Raw genomic sequence first — 13094 nt, 5'->3', positions numbered from 1 at the left:
ACATCCCGCACCATGAAAGCACAGCCGCCACGTGCCCCAGGCCAGACGAACATGACCGACGCCCCCCATCCGACCGCCGGATTCCGGCGCGCCGAAGACCCCGACTGGCACTGGCTGGAGCAGCGCGACGACCCGCAGGTGACGGCCTTCCTCGAGGCCGCCAATGCTCACTCCCAGGCCTGGTTCGCGCCCCTGGACGACCTCACCGAGCGCCTCTACCACGGCCATCTGGCCCGCCGTGAGCTGGCCGTGCACGGCCTGCCCACGGCGCTCGACCACTTCACGGTGTGGAGCGAGACCGCGGTGGACGCCGACCATCCGGTCTGGTGGCGCCATCCCAACGGCGAGCCCGAGCGCCGCGAGCCGTTCTTCGACCTGCAGCGCCGCGCCGCCGACCACGCCTTCTTCGAGGTCGGCGACATGTCGCTGTCGCCGGACGAGTGCTGGATGGCCTGGAGCGAGGATACCCAGGGCGACGAGATCTTCACCCTGTGGCTCAAGCGGCTGCCGGACGGCGAGCCGCTGGCGCTGCTCGAGGAGATCGGCCCCGAACTGTGCTGGGCCGAGGACGGCGCCACCCTGCTGTTCACGCGCTATGACGCCACCCAGCGCCCCGAGAGCATCTGGCGGCTGCCGCTGACCCTCGGCGCCACGCCGAGCGCCGACGAGCCCGCGCTGATGCTGCGCGAGGACGACCCGGAATTCTGGCTGGGGCTCGGCAAGACCCGCTCGCGCGAGTGGCTGATGCTGGAGTCCGCCTCCAAGGACACCAGCGAGGTCCACCTGGTTCCGGCGGCCGCGCCGGCCACGGCGCCGAGGCTGTTCCGCCCCCGCGAGCGCGGCGTGGAGTACGGCGTCGATCACCGCCCCGGCCACTTCTACGTGCTGCACAACCGCGAGGCCCCGCACTTCTGCCTCGACCGGGTCGACGAGGCCGACCCGCAGGGCGAGCCCGAGCGCCTGATCGAGCACCGCCAGGACACCACCCTCGAGGGCATCGATGCCTTCAGCTGGGGGCTGGTGGCCAGCGAGCGTGACCATCAGCAGGCCCAGGTCTGCCTGAGGGTGATCGAGCTCGACGCCGATCACGCCGTGCGGCGCGACGAGCGCCTGCCGCTGCCCGAAACGCCCTGCAGCCTGGGGCTCGCCGACGCCCCGCACTTCGACGAGCGCCGCCTGCGGCTGCGCGAGGAATCCTTCACCCTGCCGGTGACCTGGACCGAGCTCGACCTGGACAGCGGCGAGCGTCGTCGCCTCAAGCAGCAGCCGGTGCACGGCGACCTGCGCCCCGACCAGCTGACCTGCGAGCGGCTGTGGGCGACCTCCCACGACGGCGAGCGCGTGCCGGTCTCGGTGGTGATGCGCGCCGACCTGGCCGGCCATCCGCTCCCCACCCTGCTCTACGGCTACGGCGCCTACGGCGAGACGCTCGACCCCTGGTTCTCGGTGGCCCGCCTGGAGCTGCTGGCACGGGGCGCGGCCTTCGCCGTGGCCCACGTGCGCGGCGGCGGCGACCGCGGCGAGCCCTGGTACCTGAGCGGCAAGCTCGAGCACAAGGCCAACAGCTTCCACGACTTCCTGGCCGCCCGCGACGCCCTGGTCGAACAGGGCGTCAGCGACGGCGAGCGCATCGTCGCCTACGGCGCCAGCGCCGGCGGGCTGCTGGTCGGCGCCAGCCTCAACCTGTCGCCGGAGCGCTTTTGCGCCGCGGTGCTCGACGTGCCCTTCGTCGACGTGCTGCGCACCATGGAGAATCCCGACCTGCCGCTGACCACCGCCGAGTACAGCGAATGGGGCGACCCCCGCGAGCCCGCCGCGCGCAGCCGCATCCGCGACTACTCGCCGCTGGACAACCTGCCCGAGCGGCCCTGGCCGCCGGTGTTCCTGCAGGGCAGCTGGCACGACACCCGGGTGCCCTACTGGGAGCCGGCCAAGCTCTACGCCCGCCTGAGCGAGCTGGCCGAGACCCACGGCGTGGACGGCAGCGACCACCCCACGCTGCTGCGTACCGACCTAGAGGCCGGCCACGGCGGCGCCTCCGGTCGCTTCAAGGGCTGGCACGACAACGCCCGCCAGGATGCCTTCATCCTGTGGGCGCTGGGGCTGGAGACGCGGGAGGCCTGAGCGGAGAGAACATCGGGCGCAGCAATGAAGAAGGCGGCCGAGAGGCCGCCTTCTTCGTTCTAGCCGTCAATGGGGAGGATGGCGATGATATGGTCCTCAAGCTCCTCCTCGGGCACCTCGGACTGGGACACCGCGAAGCTGCGCACGCTGATGCCCTTGCGGTGCACCCGCTCGGGGTCGCCCGAGATCAGCGGATGCCAGCCGGCGAGCTTGCGCCCCTCGGCCAAGCGCCGGTAGGCGCAGGACTTGGGCAGCCAGCGAAACGCCTCGATGCGCTCGACGGTGAGCTGCTGGCAGTCCGGCACCTTCTCGAAGCGGTTGGCGTAGTCGCTGCAGCGGCAGCCCTCGATGTCGAGCAGCTCGCAGGCCACGTTGAGTACCGCCAGGTCGCCCTCGTCGTCCTGGAACTTGAGCAGGCAGCACTGGCCACAGCCGTCGCACAGCGCCTCCCACTCTTCATCGGTCAGCTCTTCCAGCGGGAAGCGCTCCCAGAACCTTTCACGCATGGTCATTCGTCTCTCGTGTCGTTCACGGGGAGCCCTTCAGGCAGGCCCCTTGTGCCCATGCTTCAGACTAGTAACGGGCTTCTGTCGGCGTGCGATAAAGATCCAGCAGATAGTCCTCCTTGGCCGGCGGCATCTGCAGATAGAACCCCTTCTCCTCGATGGCCGCCATCACCTCGGCGCCGCGGGTGCGGGCCAGCGGCTTCTCGGGCGTGAGGATCAGCGTCAGCGCCGAGACCGGCTTGCCGAAGCGCTCGAGCAGCGCCTCGGGCACGTCCTCGAGGCCGCGGCGCTTGTCCACGTACAGATACATCTCGTCCTTGCGCGAGCTCTTGAAGACCTCGCACAGCAGCTTGCCGTTCATGGTGGTCATGCGGGGACCTCGTTCAGGGCGCTCTCCAGGGCGTCGGCCAGGCGCTCGCCGCGCCAGCCGACGGGCAGCGGCAGCGGGCGGCCGCGCAGCCGGGCGCTGGCCAGGGCCTCCAGGTCACGGCGGCGCATCAGCATCTCGGGGGCCAGGCCCAGGGACTCGGCCTCGAGATTCACCACCTTCTTCATCGCCTTCAGGCAGCGCTTGAAGGCCGGCGACAAGGGCGACAGCGGCACCGACGGCAGCTCGGCCTCGTCGAGCAGGCGCGCCTCCTTGACCAGCGCCAGCAGGACGTCGCCCTCGCGCTTGACCAGCGGCGGCTTGATGCCCTCCACCGCGGCCAGCTCATAGCGATTCTCGGGCAGCCGTTCGGCGATGGCGAACAGCAGCTTGTCGCTGACCAGCCAGCTGCGCGGCAGGTCGCGGCGACGCACCTCGCCCTCGCGCCAGGTGGTCATCAGGCGATAGGCCTCGATCTGGCGCGGACCCAGGCGCCACAGGTTGCGCTGGCGCAGGTACCACTGGCCGTCGGCCTCGTCGCTGCGCGAGGCCTGGTCGGTCAGGGCGGCGCAGTCTTCCTCGAGCCATTCCAGGCGGCCGTGGCGCTCCAGGGACTCGCGCTGGTGCGCCCAGACGTCCAGCAGATAGACCACGTCCAGCGCCGCATAGGTCTTCTGGGCGTCGGAGAGCGGGCGCTCGAGCCAGTTGGAGCGGGTCTCGTCCTTGGGCAGAGTCTCGCCCACCCAGTACTCGACCAGCTTCTGGTAGCCCATGGAGGTCACCTCGCCGAGCAGCGCCTGGGCGATCTGGGTGTCCACCAGCGGCGCGATGGGCACGCCGGCCCAGTGGGCGAAGACTTCGAGGTCCTCGCTGGAGGCGTGTAGCAGCTTCAGCGGCCCCTCGGCGAGCAGGCGGCGGAAGCGCTCGGTGCAGGCGACCTCCTGGGGATCGACCAGATAGGCCGGCCCGCCGGCGCAGAACTGGATCAGCGCCGGCACCGGGTGGAAGGTGCGCTCGCGGAAGAATTCGGTATCCAGGGCCAGGACATCGGCCTCGGCCACCTCGGCGCAGGCGGCGTCCAGCGCCTCGGGAGTGTCGATCCAGCGGATCTCGGGTGTCAGGGACATGCGGTCATCCGGCATGGCAGGGATGGGACGGCGATCATTCGCCCTGGAAGGGCAACCGGCCGTTGAAGGCCCGGCTCAGGGTACCGCCGTCGACGTATTCGAGTTCGCCGCCCATGGGCACGCCATAGGCCAGGCGCGAGAGCTTGAGCCCCTGCGGCGCGAGCTGGGAGGCGATGTAGTGGGCCGTGGCCTCCCCTTCCACCGTGGGATTGGTGGCCAGGATCACCTCCTCGACGCCGGCCTCGGCGACCCGCGCCTCCAGCTGGTCGAGGCCGATGTCCTCGGGCCCGACGCCGTCCAGCGGCGACAGATGGCCGTGCAGCACGAAGTAGCGGCCCTGATAGCCGCCGGCCTCCTCGATGGCCAGCTGGTCGGCCGGGGATTCGACCACGCACAGCACGCCGTCGTCGCGGCGTGGGCTTTCGCAGATGCCGCACAGCTCCTCCTCGGTGAGGGTGCGGCAGCGACGACAGTAGCCGACCGACTCGAGGGCCGTGCCGAGCGACTCGACCAGCCGCCGGCCGCCGTCGCGGTCGCGCTCGAGCAGATGCATGGCCATGCGCTGGGCGGTCTTGGGGCCTACGCCGGGGAGCACCCGGAAGGCCTCCATCAGCCGTTCGACCAGGGGGGAAAAGCTCATGGGTCGTTCAGGACTCGCGTCTCGTCATGGGACGAGATGAGCGCCACGCGGGCGCTCATCTCTCGTCGTTGCGTTCCGGCGAGGCGCCTCAGAACGGCATCTTGAAGCCCGGCGGCAGGTTCAGGCCGGAGGTGGCGCCTTCCATCATCTCCTTGGAGTTGGCCTCGACCTTGCGCACGGCGTCGTTCACGGCGGCGGCCAGCAGGTCCTCGAGCAGTTCCTTGTCCTCTTCCATGACGCTCGGGTCGATGTCGACCTTGAGCACGTCGTGGCGGCCGTTCATGGTGATCTTGATCATGCCGGCCCCGGCCTCGCCGTGAACCTCGGCCTTGGCGACCTCTTCCTGGGCCTTCTGCATCTTCTCCTGCATTTCCTGGGCCTGCTTCATCAGGTTGCCCATTCCACCTTTCATCATGGTGACGTCCTCTCGATTGGATGTTCGGTCCGGCCGCCCGGGCGGCCGGTGTCGTGTACGGTCGGTGCTACCCCTTCCGACGCGTGACGTGCGCGTCCGTTCAGTGACGCGCCGCCTCGGCGGGCTTCACCGTGGTCTCGATCAGCCGGGCGCCGAAGGCCTGCTGGATCTTCTGTACCTGGGGATCGGCCTGCAGCGCGGCCACCGCCTCGGCGTGGCGCTCGGCGGCCAGGCGGTCGGCGCGCTGGCGCGGCGTCTCGACGCCCTCGGGCAGCGGCCCGTCGGCGATGGTCAGGCGCCGCGCGAAGCCGGCCCCGGCCAGCGCCTCGCGGATACGCTCGACATGGACGTCGGCCTGCATCGCCGCCTGGGACGGATCCAGCCGCAGCGTCAGGGCGTCGCCGTCGTCGGCTTCGACCACACAATGGGCCGCCAGGTTGCGCGTCAGCCCCGACAGGCCCAGGGCGTCGAAGCGCGCCAGCCATTCGGCATGGCTCAGCTCGCCCGGGGCGGCGTCGGCGGCGGCCGGCACCTCGACGGGGGCGGCCTGCGGTTCGGGCTCCGGCTCCGGCTCGGGAGCCGCGACCGGCTCGGGCCGGGGTTCAGGCTGCGGTTCGGTCTGTGGCGCCGGCGCCTCGGCCACGGGGGCCGGTTCGGGCTCGGCCGGCGCCGACGCGGCCGGCTCGTCCAGGATCCACGGCGGCGGCTCGGGGGTCGGCTCGGCTGCCGCGACCGCGGACGGCGCGGGTTCCGGCGCGGCCTCGGGAGCCGGCTGCGGGGCAGCGGGGGCCTCGGCCGGTGCCGGCGACGCGGCGGACTCGGCCGGCGCTGGTGCCGGGGCCGGTTCAGGCGTCGGCGCGGGGGCCGGGGCGGCTTCGGCCGCCGGCTGCGATGCCGCGGCGCCAGGCGCCGCACTCGGTGCTTGAGCGGCGCTGGCCGCCTGATCGCCGCTCCCCGACGACCCGGCGCCGCCGGCCGCGGGCGCGCCGCCGTCACCGCCTCCGCGCATGGGCAGCGGCGTCTGGGCCGGCTTCGGCACGCCCTGGGGGCGGAAGGCCAGCATGCGCAGCAGGGTCATCTCCAGGGCGGTGCGCAGGTCGGGCGCGTGGGCCATGTCGCCGCGACCCTGGATGCCGATCTGGTAGTAGAGCTGGATGTCCTCGGCGGTGAAGCGCGCGGCCAGCGCCAGCAGCGTCTCGCGATCGCCGTGGCCGTTGTCCAGGGCGTCGGGCACCATCTGCGCCACGGCCAGGCGGTGCAGCACCCCGGTGACGTCGTCGAGCACGCCGGCGAAGTCCGGGCCCTGCTCGGCCAGGGCGGCGACCTCGGCCAGCACCCGGGCGGCGTCGACCTCGGCCATGGCCTCGAGCAGCGCCAGCACGTGGCGATGGTCGAGGGTGCCGAGCATCGCCGCCACGTCGGCGTGGCGCACCTCGCCCTGGCCGAAGGCGATCGCCTGGTCGGTCAGACTCATGGCGTCGCGCATGGAGCCCTCGGCGGCCTTGCCGAGCAGCCACAGCGCGCTCTCCTCGAAGGAGACCGACTCGGCCTCGAGCACCTTGGACAGGTGGCCGACGATGCGCTCCGGCGGCATGTGCTTGAGGGTGAACTGCAGGCAGCGCGACAGCACCGTGGGGGGCAGTTTCTGCGGATCGGTGGTGGCCAGCAGGAACTTCACGTGGGGCGGCGGCTCTTCCAGGGTCTTCAGCAGCGCGTTGAAGCTGCTGGTGGAGAGCATGTGCACCTCATCGATGAGGTACACCTTGTAGCGGCCCTGGGTCGGCGCGTACTGCACGTTGTCGAGCAGCTCGCGGGTGTCCTCGACCTTGGTGCGCGAGGCGGCATCGACCTCGATCAGGTCGACGAAGCGCCCGTCGTCGATGGCCTCGCAGCTGGGGCACTGGCCGCAGGGCGTGGAGGTCACGCCCTCGTCGCCCTGCCCGCCCGCGGTGCAGTTCAGGCACTTGGCGAGGATGCGCGCCAGGGTGGTCTTGCCGACGCCACGGGTGCCGGTGAACAGGTAGGCGTGATGCAGCCGGCCCTGGTCCAGGGCATTGACCAGCGCGCGCTGGACATGCTCCTGGCCGACCAGTTCATGGAAGGTACGCGGCCGCCACTTGCGGGCCAGAACCTGATAGCTCATGCAGCTCGGAATCCTTGCGGCTGGGCTGGCGGGCAGCCGAACACGAAAGCCCCGCCGGTGCGCGAATCGCCGACCGACGGGCTTGAAGAGATGCCGACATTCTACCGGGTGGCGGCCCGGGCGCAAAGCGTGGGCCTAAGCGAGTCAGCCGCCGCACAGCCGGCCGCTGTCGCGGATGTCGGCGAGGCGTCCGGCGGCGATGCCGTCGAGGCGCATGAGCTCGCCGCTGCCCGACCAGGGGCGACCGGCCACGATGGCCTCGGCGTGGGCCGGGCCGATGTGCGGCAGCTGCTCCAGCGAGGCGACGGAACTGGCGTTGAGGTCGATGCAGCCGGCCGCCACAGGAAACCGTAGTGCTCCCGGTAGCGGCCGCGCCCCACCGCGTGGCTGGCCATCGACGACCAGTCCTCGCCGGACACGGCCTCGAGCTCGCGCTCCAGCCGCGTCAGCGCCTCGTCGTCCATCAGCTCCTGCACCGCCAGCAGGTCGAATCGCCCGGCCACCCGGACCACCCGATCGAGCCGCTTGTCGTTGTTCCAGCCCAGATGCTCGAGGTTCCAGCTGCCGATCACCGCGGCGCCGGCCAGGCCCGGAAAACCGGCCAGAGCCAGCGCAATAAAACCTGCCAAGACAAGACGTTGCATGCACCCCTCCCTATCGGAAAGGCGCTATCCTGCCGATCGGCGATGGCGACATTAATATCAGCTATTCCCGATATGCTATCGGCGGCGAGGGGCTGTTAGGCTGGACACTCGTCATTCAAGGAAGGGACGCCTGCGATGCCCGCCATTCTGATCTGGAGTCTCGTGGCCGTGGTGGCCACCGCCATCGTCTGGCGTGGCAGCGGCCTGCTGGAAACCAGCAGCGAGCGGCTGGCGGCCCACTACCGTCTGCCGGACATCGTCCAGGGCGCCATCGTGGTGGCCGTGGGCTCGAGCTTTCCGGAGCTCTCCACCACGGTGATCTCCACCCTGGTGCACGGCGAGTTCGAGCTCGGCGTGGCGGCGATCGTCGGCTCGGCGCTGTTCAACATCCTGGTGATTCCCGCCGTCTCCGGCCTGGCCAGTCGCCACCCGCTGAGGGCCAACCGCGACCTGGTCTACAAGGAAGCCCAGTTCTACATGATCGCGGTGGCGGTGCTGACCCTGACCTTCGCCTTCGCCGCCATCTATCACCCCGTCGAGGCGACGGGCGGCGCCATCAGCGGCGAGATGACCCGCGGGCTGGCGCTGATGCCGGTGGCGCTCTACGGGCTCTACCTGTTCGTGCAGTACCAGGACACCCTCGACCACGAAAGCGAGGTCGACGCCGGCGACGTGCGCCCGGGACGCGAATGGGCCCGGCTGGCGCTGTCGCTGGCGGTGATCGTGATCGGCGTGGAGGGGCTGGTCCGCGCGGCGATCGCGTTCGGCGACATCTTCGACACCCCGAGCTTCCTGTGGGGCATCACCGTGGTCGCCGCCGGCACCTCGATTCCCGACGCCTTCGTCTCGATCCGCGCCGCCCGCCAGGGTCGCGGCGTCACCAGCATCGCCAACGTGCTGGGCAGCAACACCTTCGACCTGCTGGTGTGCATCCCGGCCGGCGTGCTGATCGCCGGCACCGCCATGGTCAACTTCTCCATCGCCGCGCCGATGATGGCGGTGCTCACCGCCGCCACGGTGGCGCTGTTCCTGATGATGCGCACCGGCATGGTGCTGACGAAGCGCGAATGCGTGGCCCTGCTGGGGCTCTACGCCGGCTTCCTGATATGGATCGGGATGGAGACCTTCGGGGTGGTCGACCTGGTGCCGAGCCTGCCGCCACCACGGGCGTAGGGAGCGCCGCGGCGGCGCTTGAGGACGAGAGCATTCCCGGCGGCCGGGCGGCCGCCGGGAACGGGGCGGGAAACGCGACTTACGGCTGGTTTTCCAGCTCGCCGAAGTGGCCGGCGAACAGCGGCGAGGAGAGATAGCGCTCGGCGCTGTCCGGCAGGATCACGACGATGTTCTTGCCGGCGAAGGCCGGGTCACGCCCGATGCGCACCGCGGCGGCCACGGCGGCGCCGCAGGAGATGCCGCACAGGATGCCTTCTTCCTGCATCAGCCGGTGCGCCATCTCCATGGCCTCGTCGTTGCCCACGGCCTCGATGCGGTCGACCAGCGACAGATCGAGATTGGCGGGCACGAAGCCGGCGCCGATGCCCTGGATCTTGTGCGGCGCAGGCGTCGGCGCCTGGCCGTCGCGGGTCTGGGCGATCACCGGCGAGTCGACCGGCTCCACCGCCACGCTGGTGATGGCCTTGCCCTGGGTCTGCTTGATGTAGCGCGAGACGCCGGTGAGGGTGCCGCCGGTGCCCACGCCGGCGACGAAGACGTCCACTTCGCCGTCGGTGTCTTGCCAGATCTCGGGGCCGGTGGTGGTCTCGTGGATGCGCGGGTTGGCCGGGTTCTCGAACTGCTGCGGCAGGAAGTAGGTCTCCGGCTCGGCCTCGGCCAGCTCCTTGGCCTTGGCGATGGCACCGGCCATGCCCTTGGCGGGCTCGGTCAGCACCAGCTCGGCGCCCAGCGCCTTGAGCACCTTGCGCCGCTCGAGGCTCATGGAGGCCGGCATGGTCAGCACCAGCGGATAGCCGCGGGCCGCGGCGACGAAGGCCAGGGCGATGCCGGTGTTGCCGCTGGTGGGCTCGACGATGCGCATCCCGGGCTTGAGCACGCCGCGCTCCTCGGCGTCCCAGATCATCGCCGCACCGATGCGGCACTTCACCGAGTAGGCCGGGTTGCGGCCCTCGATCTTGGCCCAGATCGTGGCCCCCTCGCTGACCCGGTTGAGCCGGACCAGCGGGGTGTTGCCGATCGAGCGGGAATTGTCGTCGTAGATGCGTGCCATGAATCGTTCCTTGTGATGGGCGTGTTAACGGGCGGCGTCGAAGCCGGCCAGCACGTTGACGGCATTGATGCCGATTTCCTTGACCGCATAGCCGCCCTCGAGCAGGAAGGTCGTGGGCAGCCCCGCGCCGGCCAGTCGCCGGCCGAGCTCGGTGAAGTCGTCGCTGGTGAGCCTGAAGGCGCTGATGGGGTCGTGCTCGAAGGCGTCGACGCCGAGCGAGACCACCAGCAGCTCGCAGCCGGCCTCGCGAATGCGCGCCAGGGCATCGTCGAGCGCCCGGGACCAGGCATCGAAGGCCGTCCCCGGCGCCATCGGATAGTTGAGATTGAAGCCCTCCCCCGCCCCGCCGCCGGTCTCGTCGGCGTGGCCCAGGAAGTAGGGGAAGCAGCTGCGCGGGTCGCCGTGCAGCGAGGCGAACAGCACGTCGTCGCGCTCGTAGAAGATCTGCTGGGTGCCGTTGCCGTGGTGGAAGTCGACGTCCAGCACCGCCACGCGCCTCTTGCCGCTGTCCAGCGCATGCTGGGCGGCGATGGCGGCGTTGTTGAAGAAGCAGTAGCCGCCGAACTGGTCGCTGGCGGCGTGGTGGCCCGGCGGCCGGCACAGCCCGAAGCAGGGCTCGCCGCTGGTCAGGGTGCGGGAAACGGCCGAGAGCGCGATGTCCTTGCTGGCCATGGCGGCCTCGAAGGTACCCGCGCAGATCGAGGTCTCGGCGGCCAGCGCGTAATAGCCGAGCCGGCCGTCGATATGCTCGGGAATGAGGTCGTCGCGCATGGCCCGGGTCGGCCAGACGGAGGGAATGGCCTCGCCGCGCCTGCCCGCCGCCCGCCAGTCGTCCCAGCAGCGGGCGAGGAAGTCGACGTAGCCGCGGTCGTGCACCGCCAGCACCGGCTCGAGGCCATAGGCCTCGGGCTCGCGCACCTCGCCGAGGCCCACCTCGCGCACCCGTTCAAGCACCAGCTCGACTCGCTCGGGGCACTCGTAGGGCGCCACCAGCTCGCCGCCGTCGAGTTCGGTACGGGCGCGACGCAGGCCGGTGTCATCGCTGTGGAAGGTCAACATCTCGCCATTGCTCCTCGTGATCAGGTGCCGTCGACGACCCGACGCATCCGTCGGCAACGGATCCGTTGCGCGCGCCTGACCGTTTCCTTGCGGGGATTGATCGGGGCGCCGGCCGGCGCCCGGGACACGACTATGACGCGCGCCGATAACGGCTGCAAGCCCGGAGGGCGCAGACACGAGCGGGCCTCATGTCGGGCATGAAACGAGGGCGATCGAACGAGGAGAACAACGAAGGGGAGGCACAAATGGAGGCGGCCCCGAAAGCCACATCCCGGCACACGCGTCCATCACTACCGTTGCTCCCTTCCGGGCCTGGCGGGGTTTGCGACTTAGCGTTGCGGGAGGACCTAAGGGGCCACCACAGCGGGCACCTGACGTGCCATTTGAGCCGGGCAGTTCTCTGAGTGGGATCAGTGACTTGCCGAACGCCGCGCACTATACCAAGCGACCGGCGGCGCAGCAAGGAGCGATTGTCGAATCGTGATCTGACGCGAGCATTTCCAACGCCCCCGAAGCGTCGTCAGGGTCTATGGTGAGGGTGACTCGCCTCTCCGCCGCCCCGCGGCGGCGAGGCCCGCTGTATCATTCGACGACCGGAGGCATCCATGACCAAGGATTCGAACAAGGGCTACATCGCACTGCTGGGCTGGAGCCTGAATGCCATCGAGGCCGCCGAGAACTTCGACCGCCGCTACGTGGTGGTGGCCCCGGACTGGGCGGAGGAATACTGCCAGCAGCACGATATCCCCTACGTTTCCTGGAACTTCGAGCGCCTGAACGACCGCTCGATGGAGATCGCCGAGACCCTCAAGGGCATGGGCGTCGACGTGTCCATCCCGCTGTTCGAGGAAACCGTGGAGTGGGCCGGCGCCATCAATTCGGTGCTGCTCGACAACCCGCGGCTCTACGGCCAGTCGCTGCTGCTGCGCGACAAGGCGCTGATGAAGCGCCGTGCCCAGCTCGGCGGCATCCGCGTCGGCATCTTCGAGGAGGCCCACGACAAGGACGACGTCATCCGCTTCCTCAAGCGCGTCAACCAGACGCTGCTCAAGCTCGACGGCGATCCCAACGACCCCATCCACCTCAAGGCCTTCGACAAGGCCGGCTGCCTGGGCCACCGGGTCATCCGCACGCCGGACGAGATCGACACCATCCCCGACGAGGAATTCCCGGTGCTGATGGAATCGCACCTGGACGGCTGGGAGTTCGCCGTGGAAGCCTGGATCCACGACGGCAAGATCGCCTTCCTCAACATCTCGGAATACGTGACCCTGGGCTACTCGGTGTTCGTGCCCGCCTCGCCGGAGCTCGAGCGCTATCGCCCCCAGATCACCGCCCAGATCGAGAAGCTGATCAAGGCCTTCGACATCTCCTTCGGGCTGATTCACCCGGAATACTTCGTCACCAGCGACGGCGAGATGTACTTCGGCGAGGTCGCCTACCGGCCGCCGGGCTTCAAGGTCTTCGAGCTGCTCGAGCGGGTCTACGGCTTCAACGCCTATCAGGCCAGCATGCTGGTGTTCGACCCCAGGACCACGGCCGAGGAAGTCGCCGACTTCTTCCCCAAGGAGGTCGTCGATGCCGACGGCTATGCGGGCTGCTTCGGGGTCTATCCGCGCCTGCGGGTGGTCAGCCGGCTGGAGATTCCCGAGGTGGTCGAGGACGACGCCTACTTCGAGTCCCATGAGCTGACGCCGCCGATGCAGGAAACGGTCACCAAGCGCACCGCCTTCGGCACCCACTGGGGGCTGATCTATTTCAAGGGCGACGACCCCAACCGCATGCGCGACCTGCTCAAGCATATGGAAGAGCTTGATTTCTATGTCTGACGGGCGCGTCATGGAG

Annotated in this window: 12 protein-coding genes and 1 other RNA gene; 3 read left to right on the top strand and 10 right to left on the bottom strand. The window is 69.9% G+C overall.

The annotated features are described in order from the left end of the window. Window positions 1-51 precede the first annotated feature (51 nt). Complete coding sequence (locus FIU88_RS06685; protein WP_253742779.1) at window positions 52-2124, top strand: S9 family peptidase; 2073 nt, start codon at window positions 52-54, stop codon at window positions 2122-2124. A gap of 59 nt (window positions 2125-2183) precedes the next feature. Here FIU88_RS06685 and FIU88_RS06680 read toward each other — a convergent pair whose 3' ends face one another. From FIU88_RS06680 to FIU88_RS06650, 7 genes are all read right to left on the bottom strand, one after another. Further along, window positions 2184-2636 (bottom strand): YcgN family cysteine cluster protein, encoded by a 453-nt coding sequence (locus FIU88_RS06680; protein ID WP_152478638.1) that lies wholly within the window; start codon window positions 2634-2636, stop codon window positions 2184-2186. Window positions 2637-2697: 61 nt separating this feature from the next. Beyond that, a complete protein-coding gene (locus FIU88_RS06675; protein WP_035599614.1) occupies window positions 2698-2991 on the bottom strand; it encodes a YcgL domain-containing protein in 294 nt (97 codons plus the stop codon). Between the two features lie 5 nt (window positions 2992-2996). Further along, window positions 2997-4124: a ribonuclease D gene (rnd, locus tag FIU88_RS06670; RefSeq protein ID WP_253742777.1), complete on the bottom strand. Its 1128-nt coding sequence runs from the start codon at window positions 4122-4124 to the stop codon at window positions 2997-2999. 34 nt (window positions 4125-4158) lie between these two features. Continuing rightward, window positions 4159-4764 carry a recombination mediator RecR gene (gene recR, locus FIU88_RS06665; protein WP_016856282.1) on the bottom strand — a complete coding sequence of 202 codons (606 nt, stop codon included), beginning with the start codon at window positions 4762-4764 and terminating at the stop codon, window positions 4159-4161. An 88-nt stretch (window positions 4765-4852) separates the two neighbouring features. Beyond that, window positions 4853-5179, bottom strand: a complete 327-nt coding sequence (locus tag FIU88_RS06660) for a YbaB/EbfC family nucleoid-associated protein (protein ID WP_026068584.1) — start codon at window positions 5177-5179, stop codon at window positions 4853-4855. Between the two features lie 100 nt (window positions 5180-5279). Continuing rightward, window positions 5280-7322, bottom strand: a complete 2043-nt coding sequence (gene dnaX / locus FIU88_RS06655; protein WP_152478636.1) for a DNA polymerase III subunit gamma/tau — start codon at window positions 7320-7322, stop codon at window positions 5280-5282. Between the two features lie 101 nt (window positions 7323-7423). Beyond that, entirely contained in the window at window positions 7424-7966 is a 543-nt protein-coding gene (locus tag FIU88_RS06650) for a hypothetical protein (protein ID WP_253742774.1), read from the bottom strand. A gap of 135 nt (window positions 7967-8101) precedes the next feature. Here FIU88_RS06650 and FIU88_RS06645 point away from each other — a divergent pair, with 135 nt between their 5' ends. Further along, window positions 8102-9139: a sodium:calcium antiporter gene (locus FIU88_RS06645; protein ID WP_152478635.1), complete on the top strand. Its 1038-nt coding sequence runs from the start codon at window positions 8102-8104 to the stop codon at window positions 9137-9139. Between the two features lie 79 nt (window positions 9140-9218). Here FIU88_RS06645 and cysK read toward each other — a convergent pair whose 3' ends face one another. The 3 genes from cysK to ffs form a co-directional block, all read right to left on the bottom strand. Next, a complete protein-coding gene (cysK, locus tag FIU88_RS06640; RefSeq protein ID WP_152478634.1) occupies window positions 9219-10190 on the bottom strand; it encodes a cysteine synthase A in 972 nt (323 codons plus the stop codon). A gap of 24 nt (window positions 10191-10214) precedes the next feature. Beyond that, on the bottom strand, window positions 10215-11249 hold the full coding sequence (locus FIU88_RS06635) for a histone deacetylase family protein (RefSeq protein ID WP_152478633.1): 1035 nt from the start codon (window positions 11247-11249) through the stop codon (window positions 10215-10217). A 255-nt stretch (window positions 11250-11504) separates the two neighbouring features. Then, an RNA gene (gene ffs / locus FIU88_RS06630) (signal recognition particle sRNA small type) lies at window positions 11505-11601 on the bottom strand. Window positions 11602-11854: 253 nt separating this feature from the next. Between ffs and FIU88_RS06625 the strand changes: the two genes are divergently transcribed. Then, a complete protein-coding gene (locus FIU88_RS06625; RefSeq protein ID WP_016856171.1) occupies window positions 11855-13078 on the top strand; it encodes an acetyl-CoA carboxylase biotin carboxylase subunit family protein in 1224 nt (407 codons plus the stop codon). The last annotated feature ends 16 nt before the right edge of the window (window positions 13079-13094 follow it).

Source organism: Halomonas sp. THAF12 (assembly GCF_009363675.1).
Taxonomy (GTDB): Bacteria; Pseudomonadota; Gammaproteobacteria; order Pseudomonadales; family Halomonadaceae; genus Halomonas; species Halomonas smyrnensis.
Note: the sequence above shows the minus strand (reverse complement) of the source record. Positions and strands in the feature narration are given on the sequence as shown.

What these genes read in the sequence shown, in the direction of transcription:
- FIU88_RS06645 (WP_152478635.1), top strand. Translation starts at nt 8,102, where the DNA reads ATGCCCGCCATTCTGATCTGGAGTCTCGTGGCCGTGGTGGCCACCGCC.
- rnd (WP_253742777.1), bottom strand. Translation starts at nt 4,124, where the DNA reads ATGTCCCTGACACCCGAGATCCGCTGGATCGACACTCCCGAGGCGCTG.
- FIU88_RS06680 (WP_152478638.1), bottom strand. Translation starts at nt 2,636, where the DNA reads ATGACCATGCGTGAAAGGTTCTGGGAGCGCTTCCCGCTGGAAGAGCTG.
- recR (WP_016856282.1), bottom strand. Translation starts at nt 4,764, where the DNA reads ATGAGCTTTTCCCCCCTGGTCGAACGGCTGATGGAGGCCTTCCGGGTG.
- FIU88_RS06635 (WP_152478633.1), bottom strand. Translation starts at nt 11,249, where the DNA reads ATGTTGACCTTCCACAGCGATGACACCGGCCTGCGTCGCGCCCGTACC.
- FIU88_RS06685 (WP_253742779.1), top strand. Translation starts at nt 52, where the DNA reads ATGACCGACGCCCCCCATCCGACCGCCGGATTCCGGCGCGCCGAAGAC.
- cysK (WP_152478634.1), bottom strand. Translation starts at nt 10,190, where the DNA reads ATGGCACGCATCTACGACGACAATTCCCGCTCGATCGGCAACACCCCG.
- FIU88_RS06625 (WP_016856171.1), top strand. Translation starts at nt 11,855, where the DNA reads ATGACCAAGGATTCGAACAAGGGCTACATCGCACTGCTGGGCTGGAGC.
- FIU88_RS06660 (WP_026068584.1), bottom strand. Translation starts at nt 5,179, where the DNA reads ATGATGAAAGGTGGAATGGGCAACCTGATGAAGCAGGCCCAGGAAATG.
- FIU88_RS06650 (WP_253742774.1), bottom strand. Translation starts at nt 7,966, where the DNA reads ATGCAACGTCTTGTCTTGGCAGGTTTTATTGCGCTGGCTCTGGCCGGT.
- dnaX (WP_152478636.1), bottom strand. Translation starts at nt 7,322, where the DNA reads ATGAGCTATCAGGTTCTGGCCCGCAAGTGGCGGCCGCGTACCTTCCAT.
- FIU88_RS06675 (WP_035599614.1), bottom strand. Translation starts at nt 2,991, where the DNA reads ATGAACGGCAAGCTGCTGTGCGAGGTCTTCAAGAGCTCGCGCAAGGAC.